This is a genomic window from Caballeronia sp. GAWG1-5s-s (assembly GCF_023631445.1).
GTDB lineage: Bacteria > Pseudomonadota > Gammaproteobacteria > Burkholderiales > Burkholderiaceae > Caballeronia.
Genome location: NZ_JALQDC010000004.1, coordinates 324768 through 343714, shown reverse-complemented (window position 1 = coordinate 343714; position 18947 = coordinate 324768). Strand labels below are relative to the sequence as shown.

General features: G+C 63.7%; 15 protein-coding genes. 5 read left to right on the top strand and 10 right to left on the bottom strand.

What is annotated here, in order from left to right; translation table 11 throughout:
• Nucleotides 1-44: 44 nt before the first annotated feature.
• Complete coding sequence (locus NCR34_RS07465) at nucleotides 45-398, bottom strand: YciI family protein (RefSeq protein ID WP_250499495.1); 354 nt, start codon at nucleotides 396-398, stop codon at nucleotides 45-47.
• Nucleotides 399-629: 231 nt separating this feature from the next.
• Nucleotides 630-809 carry a hypothetical protein gene (locus tag NCR34_RS07460; RefSeq protein WP_250499494.1) on the bottom strand — a complete coding sequence of 60 codons (180 nt, stop codon included), beginning with the start codon at nucleotides 807-809 and terminating at the stop codon, nucleotides 630-632.
• A gap of 12 nt (nucleotides 810-821) precedes the next feature.
• Between NCR34_RS07460 and NCR34_RS07455 the strand changes: the two genes are divergently transcribed.
• Together NCR34_RS07455 and NCR34_RS07450 are read left to right on the top strand one after the other, a co-directional pair.
• Nucleotides 822-2750 (top strand): hypothetical protein, encoded by a 1929-nt coding sequence (locus tag NCR34_RS07455; protein WP_250499493.1) that lies wholly within the window; start codon nucleotides 822-824, stop codon nucleotides 2748-2750.
• Nucleotides 2751-3024: 274 nt separating this feature from the next.
• A complete protein-coding gene (locus NCR34_RS07450; RefSeq protein ID WP_250499492.1) occupies nucleotides 3025-3402 on the top strand; it encodes a DUF2917 domain-containing protein in 378 nt (125 codons plus the stop codon).
• Between the two features lie 12 nt (nucleotides 3403-3414).
• Here NCR34_RS07450 and NCR34_RS07445 read toward each other — a convergent pair whose 3' ends face one another.
• On the bottom strand, nucleotides 3415-5025 hold the full coding sequence (locus tag NCR34_RS07445; protein ID WP_250499524.1) for a tannase/feruloyl esterase family alpha/beta hydrolase: 1611 nt from the start codon (nucleotides 5023-5025) through the stop codon (nucleotides 3415-3417).
• A 183-nt stretch (nucleotides 5026-5208) separates the two neighbouring features.
• On the bottom strand, nucleotides 5209-6069 hold the full coding sequence (locus tag NCR34_RS07440; RefSeq protein ID WP_250499491.1) for a LysR family transcriptional regulator: 861 nt from the start codon (nucleotides 6067-6069) through the stop codon (nucleotides 5209-5211).
• Between the two features lie 129 nt (nucleotides 6070-6198).
• On the opposite strand from NCR34_RS07440, the gene NCR34_RS07435 reads away from it, so the two are divergent.
• Nucleotides 6199-7584, top strand: coding sequence for a DHA2 family efflux MFS transporter permease subunit (locus NCR34_RS07435; RefSeq protein WP_250499490.1), 1386 nt, complete (start codon nucleotides 6199-6201; stop codon nucleotides 7582-7584).
• A 70-nt stretch (nucleotides 7585-7654) separates the two neighbouring features.
• Nucleotides 7655-8650 carry an aldo/keto reductase gene (locus NCR34_RS07430; RefSeq protein ID WP_250499489.1) on the top strand — a complete coding sequence of 332 codons (996 nt, stop codon included), beginning with the start codon at nucleotides 7655-7657 and terminating at the stop codon, nucleotides 8648-8650.
• A 25-nt stretch (nucleotides 8651-8675) separates the two neighbouring features.
• On the opposite strand, the gene rarD is transcribed toward NCR34_RS07430, so the two are convergent.
• The gene (gene rarD, locus NCR34_RS07425) at nucleotides 8676-9554 is read right to left on the bottom strand and encodes an EamA family transporter RarD (RefSeq protein ID WP_250499488.1); all 879 of its coding nucleotides are present in this window, start codon (nucleotides 9552-9554) and stop codon (nucleotides 8676-8678) included.
• A 225-nt stretch (nucleotides 9555-9779) separates the two neighbouring features.
• Between rarD and NCR34_RS07420 the strand changes: the two genes are divergently transcribed.
• A complete protein-coding gene (locus tag NCR34_RS07420; protein ID WP_250499487.1) occupies nucleotides 9780-10835 on the top strand; it encodes an AI-2E family transporter in 1056 nt (351 codons plus the stop codon).
• Nucleotides 10836-10888: 53 nt separating this feature from the next.
• On the opposite strand, the gene NCR34_RS07415 is transcribed toward NCR34_RS07420, so the two are convergent.
• The 5 genes from NCR34_RS07415 to NCR34_RS07395 form a co-directional block, all read right to left on the bottom strand.
• Nucleotides 10889-12541: a SpoVR family protein gene (locus tag NCR34_RS07415; protein ID WP_175940322.1), complete on the bottom strand. Its 1653-nt coding sequence runs from the start codon at nucleotides 12539-12541 to the stop codon at nucleotides 10889-10891.
• Nucleotides 12538-13803 carry a YeaH/YhbH family protein gene (locus tag NCR34_RS07410; protein WP_175940321.1) on the bottom strand — a complete coding sequence of 422 codons (1266 nt, stop codon included), beginning with the start codon at nucleotides 13801-13803 and terminating at the stop codon, nucleotides 12538-12540. Before NCR34_RS07410 ends, NCR34_RS07415 begins: the two co-directional genes overlap by 4 nt.
• Before the next feature lie 170 nt (nucleotides 13804-13973).
• Complete coding sequence (locus NCR34_RS07405) at nucleotides 13974-15896, bottom strand: PrkA family serine protein kinase (RefSeq protein ID WP_248322230.1); 1923 nt, start codon at nucleotides 15894-15896, stop codon at nucleotides 13974-13976.
• Nucleotides 15897-16231: 335 nt separating this feature from the next.
• Nucleotides 16232-16993, bottom strand: coding sequence for a 2-keto-4-pentenoate hydratase (locus NCR34_RS07400; protein WP_250499486.1), 762 nt, complete (start codon nucleotides 16991-16993; stop codon nucleotides 16232-16234).
• Between the two features lie 128 nt (nucleotides 16994-17121).
• Nucleotides 17122-18831 carry a methyl-accepting chemotaxis protein gene (locus tag NCR34_RS07395; RefSeq protein ID WP_250499485.1) on the bottom strand — a complete coding sequence of 570 codons (1710 nt, stop codon included), beginning with the start codon at nucleotides 18829-18831 and terminating at the stop codon, nucleotides 17122-17124.
• Nucleotides 18832-18947 lie beyond the last annotated feature (116 nt).

Here is an 18947-nt window from a genome sequence, read left to right as displayed (position 1 = left end):
TGTCGTTTGAACGACGATCGAAGCACGCGGAAATCGACACCGCGTCACAGATAGCACGGCCCGAGCTTGCGGACCTCCACCGTGCACCATGCCGCCGCCGGGCACTCGCCGGCGATCGCCACCGCTTCGGCGTGCGTCTCGCAATCGAGCAGGAAGAAGCCGCCGATCATTTCCTTCGCTTCCGCAAACGGCCCGTCGATGACCCGCGCGTCGCCTTTTACCGTGGAAACGCGCGACGCGTCCGCGAGCGACGTCAGCGATTCGCACGCGCGCAAGACGCCGCGCGCCTTCAGTGTGTCGGCGAATTCGACCATCTGCCGATACGCCTCCCGCCCTTCCTCTGCCGTGCGCTGCGCGCGCTGACCGACGGGTTCCACGATGAGCAACAGAAAAGCCACGGCGGTCTCCTTTCGTGAAGTCATGTGCCGACAAAGTTAAACCGGCATCGCCTGAACAGCAACCTTCGGCCGCCACGCTCATTAGTCAGACGAAAAGACGTAATTGTCGTACGTTACAAGACGTTACGAGCTGTTACGTGCCATTGTCTGAATTATCCCGTAGTATTTGCCTCCGTCGGCCGGTAAGCGAATTGCCCAGAAGCAATTTATACCGCCCGGTGTCGCATGCCCTCAGTAGAGCGTCGCGGGGCGGTGGCCACCGCTGTACGTCCGCTCGTCCATCACGACGGCGCATTCGTTCGCTTCTTCGACATCCGGCCCGAAGCCGGGAGAGGCGAATACGTCGGTTCCCTGCCCGTCCCGAACCCGATGCCGAAGGCGTCGCCGGTCGCCTGCGCGCGTCCGGTCCATGCATATGAATCCATGAAGAAGAATACTTTCCTGCTTTCGACGCTCGTTCTCGCTCTCGCCGGTTGTGGCGGCAGCGACGACGCCTCCTCGCCCGCCTCCGTCACGAACGCGGCCAACGCAATGGCCGACGGCTCCACCGCGGCCGACCCGACTGCGGTCGCCAAGGCGGCGAGCGCCCAGTCGATGACTTGCGGCGCGCCCTCGGCAGCGGCGGCCTCGGGCGGCAGCGGACAGATCACGGCGGACACGCCGAGCAGCGACGGCTCGCGCATGTTCCCCGCCGGCACGAAGTTCCAGGTGGCGATCACGACGCGCCCCGGCTCCTCCGACACGCTCAAATGGAGCATCGCCGATGCGCTCGGCAAGACGGTCGCGAGCGGCAGCTTCCCGGCGCCCGCCGCGGCCACGAAGACCACGCTGACGTGCTCCTCGACGCTCGCTGGCTATTTCGCGGTCTCGGCGACGCTCGCCAATCACGGCGGACAGGTACAGACGGCCGGCACGCGCCCGAACGGCATCGCCACTTTCGGCGTGATTCCGGATCTCGGCGGCGTGATTCCCGCCGTCACGTACGCGAACCAGGAACAGCACCGCTTCGGCATGCAGGGCTTCAACGGCAACGGCACGATGCTCGCGGCGCTCGGCATCTCGTCGACGATCGACGACCGCCAGATGTCCGTGATGGAGCCGAACGGCCGCTTCGCGTTCAACCCGAACGCGAACAATCTCGACCCGTTCTATACGTCCGGCAAATTCATGCGCCTCGTCCGTCTGGACGGCATTCCCGGCGGCGCGAGCATGCACGGCCTGAGCCCCGACTACAGCTACATCCCGAACGACCTGAACTACTACGCGAACTACATGGGTCGCGTCGGACAGGAAACCGAGGCGATCCGCGCGCGCTACTACCCGACCATGTCGGCGAACTACTATCAGGTGACGTGGGAGCCGTACATCCAGTGGAAGGACACGGACGCGAACTTCGTCGCGCTCTACAAGGCGGCGTATCAGGGCCTGCATTCGAAGGACCCTCACGCGGTCGTCATGGGTCCGGCCGAGCCGTTCCCGTCGCTCACCACCGATCGCCTGAAGCGCCTCGCGCCGCTCGGCCTCGCGCAGTATCTCGACGGCATCGCGACGCACGGTTACTACGATGCGGGCACGTCGCCGTCGCATCCGCCGGAGCGTCATCACACGGACGCTAATGCCGCCGATGCCGCGAACTCGCTGCTCAACGAGATGCGCAACCTGCGCGCGGAAATGGCGAAGGACTACAAGCCGAACATGAAGCTCTTCGTGACCGAGACCGGCATCAGCTATGACATCGGCGCGAACTACGGTCCGAACTATCCGTCGCCGAACATTCTGTTCGCGCACGGCGCGGTCGTCGCGCGCGCGCACATCATCCTGCTCGGCGAAGGCGCGGATCAGACCTACGTGTTCTTCGGGCCGGACTTCCCCGGCGAGCCGGGCTACGGCACGTTCTTCGATCTGGATCATCCGCAGGCCGCGTTCGGCACGACGAACATCAGCCCGAAGCCGGCCGCGATGGAAGTCGCCGCGATGACTCGCGTGCTCGACGGCACCACCACGCTCGGTCCCGTGAACAACCTGCCCTCGGGCGTGTACGCCTACGCGTTCCAGCAACTCGGCAACGGCAAGGTCATCACCGCGCTCTGGACGCACAACAACGCGGTGTGGCCGGCGTCGAACGGCGCATTCAGCACGACCTACAGCACTGCCTACAAGCTCAATGTCGATGCAGCCGGCACGAGCGGCACGGTGAAGCTGATCGACGCGATGGGCAACGTGTCGAGCGCGCCGTACACGAACGGCGTGGTGACGCTCACGCTCACCGAGTCGCCGCAGTACGTCGTTTCGACCAACGCGGATGTCGCGAAGAAGAACGCGACGAAGCCGCAGGGTTACACCGGCATGTGAGCTCCGCGCCGTAAAAACGCGAACGCGCCCGCTATCTCGATATTGACAGCGCCGCGCGTTCGCACCGATACTGCGTTTCATGCACGCAATCCTTTCCCTCGCCATCGCCGCGATCAAAAACCCAGTGAACGCCATCATCGGCGGGTCATCGGGAGAACGCGTGCGCTAGCGAGACAGGCAAGCAAGTCGATTCCGAAGGCCCCGCCGCAAGACGGGGCCTTTTTGTTCGATGCGTGCCTGGCCTTCCGTCTTCGGCTCTAATCTGGAGAGCAAGATGGAAGAGCTATCGCAAGTGCTGGAAGGGCGTGGCGCGCGCCACGGCGTCGCTTCGGGCAAGCTGCATGCGTCGGGCGCGCGGGTGGTCGTGTATGTCGAGGTGTTGCCGCATCAGATGGTCTCGTGGCGGCTGGCGCGCGATGCCGAATTGCGCGCGGATGCCTCGATATGGCTCACGCGTCATGAGGACCCCTACGATTACTGGCTCAAGCCCGGCGATGTCGTGCGGCTTGCGCGCGGCGAGCGCGTGTGGCTGTCGTCGGAGTCGGAGGGCGCGGTCGAGGTGTCGCTGACTTCGTATCGCGCGCAGCACGTTCGGCCCGCGTGGGCGCGCATTCTTGCCCGCTTCGTGCCGCCCGCCGTGAACGCGCTCTGATGGCGGCCGCCCTCACGGGGCCGTGCAGCGGAAGCTCGCGGCCACATTCACTCGTCCCTTGCCGAGATAGCGCGGATAGCCGGGGTATCGGCAGATGGGACGCGTGCGTCCGTTGGTGGCCGGCGCGATGTCCGTGCCGATGAGCGTCTCCGGCGCGACGCCGTTCGTCACCCATTCGTCGAGCGCGCCGAGTTCGTCCCATGCGGGAATGAACACGCCGTTGCCGTGCTGGAAGCCGGGCACCATGTAGAGCCGCATGAACGAATCGACGGTCTCCTGACCATATCGCTCCACGAGTCCGCGATAGAACGCGATCGTCTGATTCGGGCTGATCACTTCGTCGGCGAGGCCGTGCATCGCGACCAGCTTGCCGCCGCGCGCGATGAACGCCGAGAAATCCGGGTTCATCGCGCCGACCGTATAGGCGAGCGTGACGAGCCGCTGCCGGTAGCGGCCGGGATTGTCGATATCGAACGAGAGTCCGCTGACCGCCGCATCGCGCGTGACGAAGTGGCGGATATACGCGTCGCCCTGCGCGAACAGATAGCCGTTCGCGGCGAAAGTCGGCGGGTTCACGAGCGTGGGCGAATCGCCGAGGCCGAGCATGCCGGAGAAGTCCACGCCCTGAAACACGTTGTAGCCGGGATAGGTGGCGACGCCATAGGCGAGCGGATAGCGCATCGAAAGACCATCGCGCAGCAGTTCCAGCGTGTCGAGTTGGGCATCGGAGAGGCAACTGTCGCGCAGCGAAGGACGCTGGCCGTTCGCGCAGCGCAACGACGCGATGATCTGCGGTTCCAGTTGCCGGCACGCTTCGACATTGCCGACGATGCCGTCCGCGAGACCGTCGAGCCGGTCGCATTCGTGGACCACCGTCTCGTACACGCGCCGTTGCTGCGCGAGCCCGACGAAGCCGCCCGGCTTAGCGTACGACGCCTGCCCCACTTTCACGCCGAGCAGCCGCACGCCCGAGAAGTTGATGGCGGGCGCGTTGGCGATCACGCCGTCGTAGTCGTTCGGGAACCGCTCGATGACGGTGAAGCCTTCGCGTCCGCCCGTCGAGCCGCCCGCGAAGTAGATCTTGTCGGGCAGGCGCCCGTAGCCCATTTCGATCAGCGCGAGCGCGACATCGCGCGTTTTCTTCAAATGCGCGAAGCCGAAGTTGACGATGGCTTCGTCGTTCACGGCGAAATCCGCGCGTCCCGAATTGCCGACGTGCCCCGAGTCCGAGCCGAAGGTCGCGTAGCCGCGCGCGAGCGGCGTCGAATCGGGCGCGAAGGGCATCGGCTCGGTGCCGGACACGAGCACGCCGTTGTAGCCGCCGCCGCCCATCTGCAGCGCGCGACCGTTCCAGTGGCTCGGCAGGTTCACTTCGAAGCGGATGTCCGGCGTCGTCTCCTGAATCGCGCGGATGATGCCCGTCACGCGGCAATACTCGCCGTTGCGATTGCCCGGCGCGGCCGCCTTGACCGCCGACGCCGTGACGATCAGCGCGCCGCGCGTCGGCAAGCCGATGATCGACGCGGGCACGGTCTTGCCGGCGAGGTCTTCGCAGTGCCGGGTCACGTACGCGGCGGCGTGCGCGCGCGAGAGCGGTATCAGCGCGAGCGCGGCGACGAGCAATGCCCGGCACGCGCGGCGCGAGGCATCGGCGAGGAAAAGACGGCGGAGATAAAGCACGGGCTGGAGTGGATACTTCAATGGCCGCTCAATATATAAGAAGCGTTTCTGGTTAGCCATTCGGGGCCGCCGCCCGGCGTTGCGGCGGCACGACGTGATTGATCCGCCCAAAGCACGCCGCATTCCCTACTCCCCGTCCCACTCCCCGCGCAAATCGCTCGTCTCCAGAAGCTGGAGCAGCGTCTCCGCCGGCCGGCTTAGATGCTTCGCGCCGAACGCGATGAACTCCACCTCGGGCAACTCCGGCAAGTCCGCGCGATTGACCGGCGGCGCGAGCCCGCGGCCCGCCAGAAAATGCGAGCGCACCGTGAGGCCGAGCCCGCCGCGCGCCGCCGCGATGCAGCCCGCGTGGCTGCTGCTCGTGCAGACCATTTGCCAGCGCGCGCCGCTCATCGCGAGCGAATCGAGCACGACGGCGCGCGTGACGCTCGGCTCGGCGACGAGAATCAGCGGCAGCGGCAGCGTCGTATCGACGACGGTCCCCGGCTTCGCGAGCCATTCCAGCCGCCCGCTGAAAAGCCGCGTGCCGCGCGCATCGCCGAGACGCCGCTTGCCGACGGCGAGATCCAGTTCGCCCGCGTCGAGCAGTTGATATAGCCGCCCGGTCATGCCGATCGTGATTTCCAGTTCCACGTCCGGATGCGTGTCGCGAAACGCGGCGAGCACGCTCGGCAGCGGACCGAGCGCGAGATCGTCCGATGAGCCGAGCCGCACCCGTCCGCGCAGTCGAGGCGAGCGGAACTGCGATTCGGCATGCGACATCGCTTCCAGAATGACGCGGGCGTGGACGAGCATCGCTTCGCCGTCGGCGGTCAGCGCGAGCGAGTGCGTGTCGCGCAGGAAAAGCCGCCGGCCCACGCTCTCCTCCAGGCGCCGGATATGCTCCGACACGCTGGATTGACGCAAGCCGAGTTGCCGCCCCGCTTCGGTGAAACTGTGCGACGCGGCCACCGTCGCGAAAGTGTTCAGCCAGAGCGGATTGAGCATGCGGCATTGTTATCGCCAAAGGCGATCACAGTCAATGCGGTTAGCGGTCTTCCCGATAACGCTCGCAGTCACTAAGATTTCACAGATGCGCTGAAAACGGTTCCAGCGCGACGCCAAGCTCCCTCCCTCATGACCAGACAGTCTTCGCACACGGCGCTTTTGTGGATCGTCGCCGTGGGCTTCTTCATGCAGGCGCTCGATACGACGATCGTCAACACGGCGCTGCCTTCCATCGCGCGGGACCTGCACGCCGCGCCGCTTGCGATGCAGTCGATCGTCGTCGCCTACACGCTCACGATGGCGCTCTTCACGCCGGCCTCCGGCTGGCTCGCCGACCGCTTCGGCACGCGGCGCGTGTACTTCGTGTCGATCAGCTTGTTCGTCGTCGGATCGCTCGCCTGCGCGGGCGCGCATTCGCTCAACCAGCTCGTCTTCGCGCGCGTGCTGCAAGGCATCGGCGGCTCGATGCTGCTGCCGATCGGCCGCCTCGCGGTGTTGCGTGCCGTCAGCGGCGAAGCGTATGTCTCCGCGCTGGCGATGATTTCCGTCGCCGGACAAGTCGGCCCGATTCTCGGCCCGACGCTCGGCGGATGGTTCGTCCAGTCGTTCACATGGCATTGGATCTTCCTCATCAACGTGCCGATCGGCGCGGCCGGCCTCTATGCGGTGCAGCGTTTCCTGCCCCACGACACGCTGCACGACGCGCCGCCCTTCGACTTCATCGGCTGCGGCTTGCTCTCGCTGTGCATGGTCGCGTTTTCGCTCGCGCTCGATCCCCCCGTCGAGACGCATCGCGGCGCGCTGTCGGCGGCGCTTTTCGCGCTCGCGGCGATATCCGCCTTCGCCTACATTCCGTATGCGCGTCACCGGCGCAACCCGCTCTTCAAGCTCGCGCTCTTTCGCGAGCCCAACTTCAGCGTCGGTCTGATCGGCAATCTGCTGTGCCGCATCGGTTCGAGCGCGGTGCCGTTTCTGCTGCCGCTCATGATGCAGCTGGAACTCGGCTATAGCCCGCTGCATTCCGGGCTCATGATGCTGCCCATCGCGATTGCGGGCACCGTCTCGAAGCGCTGGATCGCGCGGCTCGTCAAGCGCTATGGCTACGACACGTTCCTGTTGGTGAACACGGCGCTCGTCGGCGCGTCGATCGTCGCGTTCGCGGCTTTCTCGCCGTCACTGCCGCTCGCCGCCGAAATCGCGATTCTCGCGATCTTCGGCGCCTGCAACTCGATGCAGTTCGCCGCGATGAACAGCGTCACGCTCAAGGGCTTGTCGAAGCAGGACGCGGGCAGCGGCAACAGCCTGTTCTCGATGGTGCAGATGCTCGCCATCGGGCTCGGCGTGTCGATCGGCGGCTCGCTCGTGCAGGTCTTCGAAGGACACTTCGGATCGGCGTCGCTCGGCTTCAAACTGAGCTTCGTGTGCATGGGCGTGGTCACGCTGCTGTCGGGCGCGGTGTTTCGCCGGCTCGATTCCGCGCCGCGCACGTCCGCGCCGACGCCCGCCGCACGATAAGCAGGCGCGCACGGTACGGGCTATCCTGCCCGTTGCCGCACGCCTTCTTCCCTTCTTCTGGAGCGCAACCGTGCAATACCGCAAATTCGGCAGCACCGGACTCACCGTATCGCGTCTCACCCTGGGCACGATGACTTTCGGTCTGCAGACCGACGAGAACGTGTCGCGCAGCATCATGGATCGCGCGAGCGAGGCAGGCGTCAATTTCATCGATACCGCCGATGTGTATCCGCTCGGCGGCACGCAAAATATCGTCGGCCGCACGGAGGAGATCGTCGGGCGATGGCTTGCGGGCAAGCGCGACCAGTTCATCCTCGCGACCAAGGCCGTCGGCGTGATGGGACCGCTCGACTGGAACAAGGGCGCGTCGCGCAAGCACCTGCTCGATGCCATCGACGCGTCGCTCAGGCGCCTGAACACCGATTACGTCGATCTGTATCAACTGCATATGGACGACCGCGACACGCCGCTCGACGAAACGCTCGAGGCACTCGACGTGATCGTGCGGCACGGCAAGGCGCGTTATATCGGCGTGTCGAATTTTCTGGCGTACCGGCTCGCGCGGGCGCTCGGCCGCGCCGACGTGCTGCGTACCGCGCGCTTCGTCTCGGTGCAGCCGCGCTACAACCTGCTGTTCCGGCAGATCGAGCGCGAGTTGCTGCCGCTCGCAACCGAAGAAGGGCTCGCCGTGATTCCGTACAACCCGCTCGCGGGCGGACTGCTGACGGGCAAGCACAAGCACGGCGCGGCGCCTTCGGAGGGCCGCTTCACCGCGACCGTGGGCAAGGCGGGCGAGATGTATCAGGAGCGTTACTGGCACGAGCGCGAGTTCCAGACCATCGAGAAGCTGAAGGAAATCGTCGCGCCGACCGGGCGTTCTCTTGCGAGCACGTCGCTCGCGTGGGTGCTGGAGAATCCCGCGGTGACGTCGGCGATCATCGGCGCGAGCCGCCCGGAGCAGCTCGACGATACGCTCGCTGCCGTCGATCAGCCGCTCGATCCAGACGTCAAGGCGAAGCTCGACGATGCGACCGTCGAATACCGCTGGGGCGATGCATCGCGCTGAACGGCGCTGACCGGCATCGGTCGGCTCAAGCTACACGCGCTCGCCGCGCCGAGTAGACGCCTTCGAGCGAATAGAGCGCGAGCGCGGCCCAGATGGCGCCGTAACCGATCAGCTGATCGTGCCCGAACGCCTCCTGATAGATCGCCACGCCGATCAGCAGTTGCAGCGACGGCGTGATGTATTGAATGAGCCCGAGCATCGACAGCGGAATGCGCCGCGCGCCGGCGGCAAACAGCAGAAGCGGCACGGCCGTCACCGGTCCGGCCGCCGCGAGCAGCAGCTTCACGCCGATCGTCGCGTGCGCGAAGCCGCTTCCTCCGTGCGAGCCGAGCACGAAGAGATAGAGTAGCGCGGCCGGACACAGCAGCATGGTTTCGAGCGTCAGGCCTTCGAGCGCGCCGAGCGAGGCGGTCTTGCGCAGCAGGCCATAGCCGCCGAACGTGAGCGCAAGCGCGAAGCTGATCCAGGGCGGCGCGCCGTTGACCCATGTAAGCCACGCGACGCCCAGCGCGGCGACAATCACCGCGATCCACTGCACCGGCCGCAGGCGTTCGTGCAGGAACGCCATGCCGAACAGCACGTTGACGAGCGGATTGATGAAGTAACCGAGACTCGCCTCGACGATGCGCCCCGCGTTCACCGCCCAGATATAGATGCCCCAGTTCGCGGAGAGCAGCACCGCGCTCGCCGCGAAACGCGCGAGCAGCCGCTTGTCGCGCAGCACGGGCACGAGCCATTGCCATTGACGGCGCGCGGTCAGCACGATCAGCAGGAAGAGCATCGACCACGCCATGCGGTGCGCGAGCATTTCGATCGCGCCGATCGAATGCAGCGCCTTGAAGTAGATCGGGAAAAGACCCCAGATGGCAAAAGCCGCGAATGCGTAGACGACGCCTGGATTCATGGTTCGATGCGTGGCGCAGATGTAAGCCGTCCGGACGTGGCCGGAAGCCGTCTGCAAGAAATGGAAGCCGGATTTTAGTCGATGCGGACGACCGAACCGCGCATCTCACGAACGTCAGGCGAGCTTCGTGCTCGTAGCGTGCGTCAAAGCTCGCCGACAGAGCGTGCTAGCATGGCCCGCTAACCCTCGCCCTGCCCGCTTTTTTGCCTTCTCCCCTCGCCGCTCATGAACAACAACCAGTCCGTTCACCAGAACTTCTTTCATATCCTGCTGTTCGTCGTGACCGTCGCGCTCGGCTGGGTGCTGCTGCCGTTCTTCGGCGCGATCTTCTGGGGCGCGATACTCGCGCTGCTTTTTCAGCCGATGCAGCGCTGGCTCACCGTGCGCTTCGGCAAGCGCCGCAACCTCGCCGCCCTGACGACGCTCGCTGCCGCCATTCTCATCGTCATCATTCCGGTGTCGGTGGTCGCGGTGACGCTCGTGCAGGAAGTCGCGCTGGTCTATACGCGCATCAAGAGCGGCGATCTGAACTTCGGCATGTACTTTCAGCATGTGCTTCATGCGCTGCCGGCGTCCGTGCAGCAACTGCTCGGGCGTTACGGCCTCGACGACATCGGCGGCGTGCAAAGCAAGCTGATGGAAGGCGCCTCGCGCATCAGCCAGTTCGCGGCGGCGCAGGCGCTGCTCATCGGTCAGAACACGTTCCAGTTCATCGTGAGCTTCGGCGTGATGCTCTATCTCGTGTTTTTCCTGCTGCGCGATGGCGGCGAGATCGGGCGACGCATCCGCCGCGCGCTTCCGCTCGACCCGGCGCCGAAGCAGCATCTGATCGCGAAGTTCACGACCGTCGTGCGCGCGACGGTCAAGGGCAACATCGCGGTGGCTGCCGTGCAGGGCTTTCTAGGCGGGCTGATCTTCTGGATTCTCGGCATCAACGGCTCTTTGCTCTGGGGCGTGCTGATGGCGTTTCTGTCGCTCTTGCCGGCGGTGGGCGCGGCGCTCGTCTGGGCGCCGGCCGCGCTTTACTTTTTTATGACCGGCGAAATCTGGCGCGGGCTGGTGCTGGTGGCGTTCTGCGTGGTCGTGATCGGGCTCGTGGATAACGTGCTGCGCCCGATTCTCGTCGGCAAAGACACGAAGATGCCTGACTGGGTCGTGCTCATCTCGACGCTCGGCGGCATGGCGTTGTTCGGCATCAACGGCTTCGTGATCGGGCCGCTCGTGGCCGCGTTGTTCATGGCGAGCTGGGATATCTTTTCGCAGGATGAGGACCCGCAATAGCCAAGAAAAATGGCTCCGCGAAGGAGCCATTTCTCATTGCAAACTTTTCTCGATCAGCGCGAGTTCGGCGCGGTGTACCGGCAGTCGAAGCGCTTCCTCACCGTGCCGTTTTCATCGACGCTTTCCAGATACACGTCGAACTGCCACAAGCGCGCCATGTGCTTGAGCACTTCGTCGCTGTCGTTCGACAGATGGCGGTTGTCGGTCATGAAGTGACGCAGCGTGAGACTGCGGTCGCCGCGCGTGTTCACCGAATAAACCTGAATGTTCGGCTCGCGATGATGAATGTCGTACTGTCGCGACAGCGCTTGCCGCACATAGCGATAGCCGCTTTCGTCGTGAATGGCCGAGACTTCGAGCGCGTCGCGCATGTCGTCGTCGAGAATTGAGAAAAGGCGCATCTCGCGGATCAAATGCGGAGACAGATACTGCGCGATAAAGCTCTCGTCCTTGAAGTTGCGCATCGCGTAGTGCAGCGATTCGAGCCAGTCGCTGCCTGCGAGATCGGGGAACCACTCGCGGTCTTCGTCCGTCGGGTTCTCGCAGATGCGGCGAATGTCGCTCATCATCGAAAAGCCGAGCGCATACGGGTTGATGCCGCTGTAATACGGCTTCGTCACCGGCGGCTGATAGACCACGTTCGAATGCGAGTGCAGGAACTCCATCATGAAGCCGTCTTCTAGCCGGCCTTCGTTGTAGAGCGTGTTCAGCAGCGTGTAGTGCCAGAACGTGGCCCAGCCTTCGTTCATGACCTGCGTCTGCCGCTGCGGATAGAAATACTGTCCGACCTTGCGCACGATGCGAATGACTTCGCGCTCCCAAGGTTCCAGGAGCGGCGCGTTCTTCTCCGCGAAATACAGCAGGTTCTCCTGCGGCTCCGGCGGATAGCGGCTTTCGATTTCCTCGGCGGACGGCGCCTTTTTGTTCGGCAGCGTGCGCCACAGTTCATTCACCTGCGATTGCAGATACGCCTCGCGCTCGCGGCGCATCGCGGCTTCTTTCGCAAGCGACAGCTTTTGCGGGCGCTTGTAGCGGTCCACGCCGTAGTTCATCAGCGCGTGGCACGAGTCGAGCAGTTCCTCGACGCGATCCAACCCGTGACGCTCCTCGCATTCCGCGATGTAATTCTTCGCGTACACGAGGTAATCGATGATCGCGTGCGCGTCCGTCCACAGCCGGAACAGATAGTTGCCCTTGAAAAAGGAGTTGTGCCCGTAAGCGGCATGCGCGATGACGAGCGCCTGCATCGTCATCGTGTTCTCTTCCATCAGATACGCGATGCACGGGTTCGAGTTGATGACGATCTCATACGCGAGGCCCATCTGCCCGCGCCGGTAGCTCTTTTCCGTCGAGAGAAAGTGCTTGCCGAACGACCAGTGCCGATAGTTCACCGGCATGCCGACGGACGCGTACGCATCCATCATCTGCTCGGCGCTGATGATTTCGAGCTGGATCGGGTACACGTCGAGCCCGTAGCGATTCGCGACGCGCGAGATTTCGGCGTCGTACTCCTCGATCAGCTCGACGCTCCAGTCCGATGGGCATGGCAGCGGCCGCCGTTTTTCTGCAACGTTCATGCTTACCTCGTGCGTCGTGGCGGACGCATTGCGTTGCCCCGCTTCCGGTCCGAGTTTCGACGGCGCACGATCGTCCGTGCCGTCGAGATGATATCCACGCGTTTCGTTGTTCACGTGCCTCGTCGTCATGCGGCCGCCTGTTGTTTTTCGAAGAGTTCGCGGAACACCGGATAAATGTCCGAGGCCGAATCGACCTTCTTCATCGCCAGTTCAGGCGCGCCGGCCGCAAGTTGAGCATACTCCAACCACAGGTTCTGCTCTTCTGGCGCGACTTGAATATACGCAAAATACCGCACCTTCGGCAGGATGTCCTCCGCGAGCAGCTTGCGGCACTTCGGAGAATCGTCGGTCCAGTTGTCGCCGTCCGATGCCTGTGCGCCGTAAATGTTCCATTCAGTCGGCGAGTAGCGCTCGTCCATGATCTTCTTCATGAGTTCGAGCGCGCTCGACACCACCGTGCCGCCGCTTTCCGTCGAATGAAAGAACGTGTCTTCATCGACTTCTTCGGCGCGCGTATGGTGACGGATGAACACGACCTCGATCTTCTCGTAGTTCCGCTGCAGGAAGAGATACAGCAGGATGAAGAAACGCTTCGAGAGATCCTTGCGCTGCTCGTCCATGGAACCGGACACGTCCATCAGGCAGAACATCACCGCCTTGCTGGAAGGCGTGGGCTGCTTGACGCGGTTGATGTAGCGCAGATCGAACGGATCGATGAACGGAATGCGCGTGATCCGTCCCTGCATGATGACGATATCCGCTTCCAGCCGCGCGATGTCGTCCGGATTGCCGTCCTCTTCTTTCAGTTGTTCGAGCTGGCGTTCCATCTCGCGCAATTGCGCCGACAGCGGCCACCCTAGCGCGATGCGCCGGCCGAGCGCGCTGCGCAGCGAACGCACCACGTCGATGTTGTTCGGCGTGCCTTCCGCCGCCCAGCCCGCGCGCACGTTCTTCCACGTCGGCACGGCGAGCAGCTGCGTCTTGACGAGGCGCGGCAGTTCGAGATCGTCGAAGAAGTACTGCATGAATTCTTCGCGCGACAGCTCGAAGACGAAATCGTCCTGGCCTTCGCCCTCGTTGCTCGCGCTCTTGCCGCCGCCGCCCGAGCCGCCTTGTGGGCGCGGGATCTTGTCGCCGCGCACGTAATCGGCGTTGCCCGGATGCACGTATTCACGCTTGCCGCCCGGGCCATGCCGGAACGACGGCTCCGCGATGTCCTTCTTCGGAATCGTGATGCTCTGCGTGCTTTGAATGTCTTTGATGCTGCGATCGCGCACCGCGTCGGAAACGGCGCGGCGAATGTAGTTCTTGACGCGTCGCAGGAAGCGTTCGCGGTTCGCGATGCTCTTGTTCTTGCCGGCTAACCTGCGGTCGATGATTTGGTGCAGCACATCCAGTCTCCCGCAAAAATGGCGAGTGTGCGAGGCGCCGCATGGTTGCGCCGCAAGCCGGCGCCTCTCGCTCGCAATCTGCCCGCTTGGCCATCCGGATGCAAGCATCGAACCCGGACGGCGCGGACCTGCACTGCTTTACTGCTACTCGACTACGTTGCGGCGTGTGCTTAAGACGACTTGCGCACGCGCAGATACCAGTCGCAAAGCAAACGCACCTGCTTCGGCGTATAACCCTTCGCGACCATGCGATTCACGAAGTCCTCGTGCTTGCGCTGCTCTTCGGCCGATCCCTTCGCATTGAAGGAGATGACCGGCAACAGTTCCTCCGTATTCGAGAACATCTTCTTCTCGATGACGACGCGCAGCTTCTCGTAGCTGATCCACGCGGGATTCTTGCCGCCGTTGTTCGCGCGCGCGCGCAGCACGAAATTCACGATCTCGTTGCGGAAGTCCTTCGGGTTGCTGATGCCCGCGGGCTTCTCGATCTTCTCCAACTCCGCGTTCAGCGCGGCGCGGTCGAAGCTCTCGCCGGTGTCGTGATCGCGGAACTCCTGATCCTGAATCCAGAAGTCCGCATACGTCACATAGCGATCGAAGATGTTTTGTCCATACTCCGAATACGATTCCAGATAAGCCGTCTGAATCTCCTTCCCGATGAACTCGGCGTAGCGCGAAGCCAGTACGTCCTTGATGAACGACAGGTACTTCTGCTCCGTTTCCGGCGGGAACTGCTCGCGCTCGATCTGCTGTTCGAGCACGTACATGAGATGCACCGGGTTGGCTGCGACCTCGGTTGAATCGAAGTTGAACACGCGCGACAGGATCTTGAACGCGAAACGCGTGGACACGCCCGTCATGCCTTCGTCGACGCCCGCGAAATCGCGATACTCCTGATACGACTTCGCTTTGGGATCGGTGTCCTTCAGGTTCTCGCCGTCATAGACCTGCATCTTCGAGAAGAGGCTCGAATTCTCCGGCTCGTGCAGGCGCGTGAGCACGGCCATCTGCGCCATCATCTTGAGCGTGCCGGGCGCGCATACCGCTTCGGCAAGCGAAGAATTGCGCAAGAGCTTCTCGTAGATCTTCACCTCTTCGCTATAGCGCAGGCAGTACGGCACCTTCACCACGAAGATACGATCGAGCAGCGCCTCGTTGTTCTTGTTGTTGCGGAAAGCCTTCCATTCCGATTCGTTCGAGTGCGCGAGAATCACGCCGTCGAACGGAATGGCGCCGAATCCTTCCGTGCCCTTGAAGTTGCCTTCCTGCGTGGCGGTCAGAAGCGGATGCAGCACCTTGATCGGCGCCTTGAACATTTCGACGAATTCGAGCAAGCCCTGATTCGCAAGGCACAGGCCGCCGGAATAGCTGTAAGCATCGGCGTCATCCTGCGAGTACGTTTCGAGCTTGCGAATGTCCACCTTGCCGACGAGCGAGGAGATGTCCTGATTGTTCTCGTCGCCCGGTTCCGTCTTCGCGATGCCGATTTGCCGAAGGATCGAAGGATAGCGGCGCACGACGCGAAACTTGCGGATATCGCCGTTGTATTCGTGCAGGCGCTTTACAGCCCACGGCGAAAGAATGCTCTTCAGGTAACGGCGCGGAATGCCGTACTGTTCCTCGAGCACGGGACCGTCTTCGTCGTAATCGAAAAGACCGAGCGGCGATTCGTTTACGGGCGAGCCCTTGAGCGCATAGAACGGTACGCGCTCCATGAGTTGCTTGAGCCGTTCTGCAATGGACGACTTGCCGCCGCCCACCGGACCGAGCAGATACAGGATCTGCTTTTTCTCTTCGAGACCCTGCGCGGCGTGCCTGAAATACGACACGACGTTCTCGATCACTTCCTCCATTCCGTAGAACTCGCGGAACGCCGGATACACCTTGATGACCTTGTTTGCAAACACACGCGATAAACGCGGGTCGAGGCGAGTGTCGACCATTTCCGGTTCCCCGATGGCCGTCAGCATGCGTTCGCCCGCTGTTGCATATGTGGCAGGATCTTCCTTGCAGAGCGCGAGATACTCTTCGAGCGAGAATTCCTCCTCGCGCGTTTTTTCGAAGCGGGTCGCGAAACTGCTGTAGATATCCATGCTACCTCCTCGCCGAAGTCAGAAAGCCTTGGTCGTCTCAACGCGCGTTATCGAAACGACATCGCTTGAATTCATCCTAAACCCTTTCGAATTTTTTTTCACGCACTTGCTTGGTTGATTTGCTTAGAAGCTGCTCGGAACAATCACTAGCTTGGTAGGTTATTTTCGTTCACCTACAATCCTCAGTCCCAAGATGCTCATCGTATCTGCTTCAAGCATCGGCGCGCATGAGTGCAGCCTGCGCTGCATCTGCGCTTCGGCATGTACGCTGCGCCGCGCCTGCTTCGTCGGTACACCGCGACCTTCCGCCAAAGCATGTTCGCGAGCGCATGTCGTCACGTCAGCACGAGTTCCAGTTCCCCGATGCGATCAATCGAGCCATGCACCATGGCCGGTCCTTCCACGCGATAAGCGCCTGTGTATGAGCCCGTGGTGATGGTCCAGAAAGGCTCGACCGTTAAACCCATGCGCGAACAATGGTTGACGAGCCAGGGCAGCAATTCGCGAGGATCGCCCGCCGGATTGCCGAGGGTAGCTGGAGCAATCCCCACGCCATCGAGCGTGAGTTCAAGGCGCGGCGCAAGAAAATCGAAGCCCGGCGCGACGACCTCGTAAGGTTCCATGCCGCTCGTGATGAGCGCGCCGTTGTTCTGCGCATCGGCAAGCTGCGCGAGCGGATCGAGATTGGGCCACTGCGCGAAACGGCTATCGACCACTTCGAGCGCGACTGCAATGCCGCCGATCGCCGCGAGCACTTCCGCGCGCGTGTAAGGATCGTTCTTCGGGGGCAACGCATACGCGAAGCGAAAGGCAATCTCCAGTTCCACGAGCACGCGAAAGAAGCCTTCGAAAGGAAGGCGCGCGGGCGAAACGTAGACACATTCGGCATCGATAGGCGCGCCCGCCGCGAGCGCATCCGGGGCGCGCGCGCCGATCTTCCATGCGCCGATGCGCGCGTGGCTGTCGCGCAGGACTTCGTGCTGGATGGCGTAAGCGGTTGGCGCGTCGGCGGGGAGATCGCGCGGTTCCAGCGTGTCGATCAGTCGATGCTGACGCCGGGCCGCGACGAGCTTGGCGGCAAGTGTCGATCCGGTCATGTCGATCCCCTCGTGTGAATGGACGCGCAGTGTCGTCAGTGTACGGGTTACCGGACCGGAGGTGCTTCACGTTGCCCGCTTGCTGCGATGTCCTGCGTACGCGCACTCCGGGCAACGGCATCAAAACGTCAGAACGTCTCCCAGTCGCCGCCCGCCGTCGACAGCGCAGCGGGTTTCGCGCTCGCCGCAGGCCTCACGCTCGCCGCGGGCTTAACAGCCGCCGCAGGCGGCGCGACGCGCTTCGGCTTCGTGGATACGGTCGCCGGCACTTGCAAGGAAGCAGCAGCAAGCCCCGCGCCTTCGGCCACCTGAAACACTGCGACCGCCTGACGCAGGCGCGCGGCCTGATCTTCGAGCGACTGCGCGGCCGCCGCCGCTTCTTCCACGAGCGCCGCGTTCTGCTGCGTGACTTCGTCCATCTGCGTGACGGCGCGCGACACCTGCTCGATGCCTGTCGACTGCTCCGCCGATGCCGCCGCGATCTCGCCCATGATGTCGGTCACGCGTTGCACTGCGCCGATGATCTCGTTCATCGTGCGGCCCGCTTCGTCGACGAGCGTGGTGCCCGACTGCACGCGCGCGACCGAAGTGTCGATCAACTCCTTGATTTCCTTGGCCGCCGTCGACGAACGCTGCGCGAGATTGCGCACTTCGCCTGCCACGACCGCGAAGCCGCGCCCTTCTTCGCCCGCGCGCGCCGCTTCGACGGCCGCGTTGAGCGCGAGGATGTTGGTCTGGAACGCGATGCCCTCGATGATCGTGATGATGTCGGCGATCTTGGCCGAGCTGCGGCTGATCTCGCCCATCGTATCGACCACTTGCGTGACGACGGCGCTGCCTTTGCCCGCGATCTCAGACGCGTTGGCGGCGAGCGTGCTGGCCTGACGCGCGTTATCCGCGTTCTGGCGCACCGTGCTCGTCAGTTCCTCCATGCTCGACGCCGTTTCCTGCAACGCGGACGCCTGTTCCTCCGTGCGCGACGAGAGATCGGTATTGCCCGCCGCGATCTGCTGCGTGGCCGACGCGATCGATTCGCTGCCCGAGCGCACCGTACGGACCGTCGTGAGCAGGCTCGCGCGCATCTTCGCGAGGCCTTCGAGCAGCAGGCCCATTTCGTCGCGCGAGGTCACGACCACGTCGCGGCGCAGATCGCCGGCGGCAATGGCTTCGAAATGCGTGAGCGCGGCTTCGAGCGGCCGCGCGATGGCGCGCCGCAACGCGAACCACGCGAACGCCGCCGCCGCGAGGCCCAGTGCGATGGCCGAAAGACTCAGCGCGCGGAACGACGTATAGCGGCTCTGCGCGTCTTCGTAACTCTTCTTCGAGGCGTCGGTGAGAAACGCGCGGAGCGCGTCGTTCGCGTTGGCGAGTTCGTTGTAGGCGGCCTGCATCGCCTTGGCCGCCTCGATCATGCCCGCGCGGTCGTCTGCCGTGACGGCCGCGAGTCCCTTGTCGACGGCGCGTTGAAGCGCGAGCCGCTTGTCCTGCGACGCATCCGCCAGACGCCGCTCGTCGGGCGTCTGCGGCAGCGACATGTAGTTCTTCCAGAAGGCGTCGGCGCGCTCGCGCATCATGCGCGAACGCTCGATGGTCGCGCTCACCTCGGACGTGCCGGCGAGCAGCGCCGCGCGGTCGAACACGAGCCGTTCGCGCGCCGCATACATTTCGCTGTTGCCGACCGCGAGGGCGCCCGGCATCTGCACCGAGTACGTGTCGAGGAAAGCCTCGTTCGTGCGGCCCATGCCCGCGAGTCCCAGTGCGCCGATGCCGATGAGCAGCGCGCCGAGAAACGCCATCGACATGCCGATGCGTGCCTTGATCGTCAAAGCCTTTTTCATGGATGTGTCCCTGATGCCGGTTCGAATGTGCGCGGGCGTCGTGACGCATAGAGCCGCGATCGGGCGGCGTGCGTTCGCGCAGCCGCTTTCGATATAAACGGCATGAAGGCACCGGG

What these genes read in the sequence shown, in the direction of transcription:
- NCR34_RS07450 (WP_250499492.1), top strand. Translation starts at nt 3,025, where the DNA reads ATGGAAGAGCTATCGCAAGTGCTGGAAGGGCGTGGCGCGCGCCACGGC.
- NCR34_RS07460 (WP_250499494.1), bottom strand. Translation starts at nt 809, where the DNA reads ATGGACCGGACGCGCGCAGGCGACCGGCGACGCCTTCGGCATCGGGTT.
- NCR34_RS07400 (WP_250499486.1), bottom strand. Translation starts at nt 16,993, where the DNA reads ATGACCGGATCGACACTTGCCGCCAAGCTCGTCGCGGCCCGGCGTCAG.
- NCR34_RS07455 (WP_250499493.1), top strand. Translation starts at nt 822, where the DNA reads ATGAAGAAGAATACTTTCCTGCTTTCGACGCTCGTTCTCGCTCTCGCC.
- NCR34_RS07440 (WP_250499491.1), bottom strand. Translation starts at nt 6,069, where the DNA reads ATGCTCAATCCGCTCTGGCTGAACACTTTCGCGACGGTGGCCGCGTCG.
- NCR34_RS07405 (WP_248322230.1), bottom strand. Translation starts at nt 15,896, where the DNA reads ATGGATATCTACAGCAGTTTCGCGACCCGCTTCGAAAAAACGCGCGAG.
- NCR34_RS07420 (WP_250499487.1), top strand. Translation starts at nt 9,780, where the DNA reads ATGAACAACAACCAGTCCGTTCACCAGAACTTCTTTCATATCCTGCTG.
- NCR34_RS07435 (WP_250499490.1), top strand. Translation starts at nt 6,199, where the DNA reads ATGACCAGACAGTCTTCGCACACGGCGCTTTTGTGGATCGTCGCCGTG.
- NCR34_RS07415 (WP_175940322.1), bottom strand. Translation starts at nt 12,541, where the DNA reads ATGACGACGAGGCACGTGAACAACGAAACGCGTGGATATCATCTCGAC.
- rarD (WP_250499488.1), bottom strand. Translation starts at nt 9,554, where the DNA reads ATGAATCCAGGCGTCGTCTACGCATTCGCGGCTTTTGCCATCTGGGGT.
- NCR34_RS07395 (WP_250499485.1), bottom strand. Translation starts at nt 18,831, where the DNA reads ATGAAAAAGGCTTTGACGATCAAGGCACGCATCGGCATGTCGATGGCG.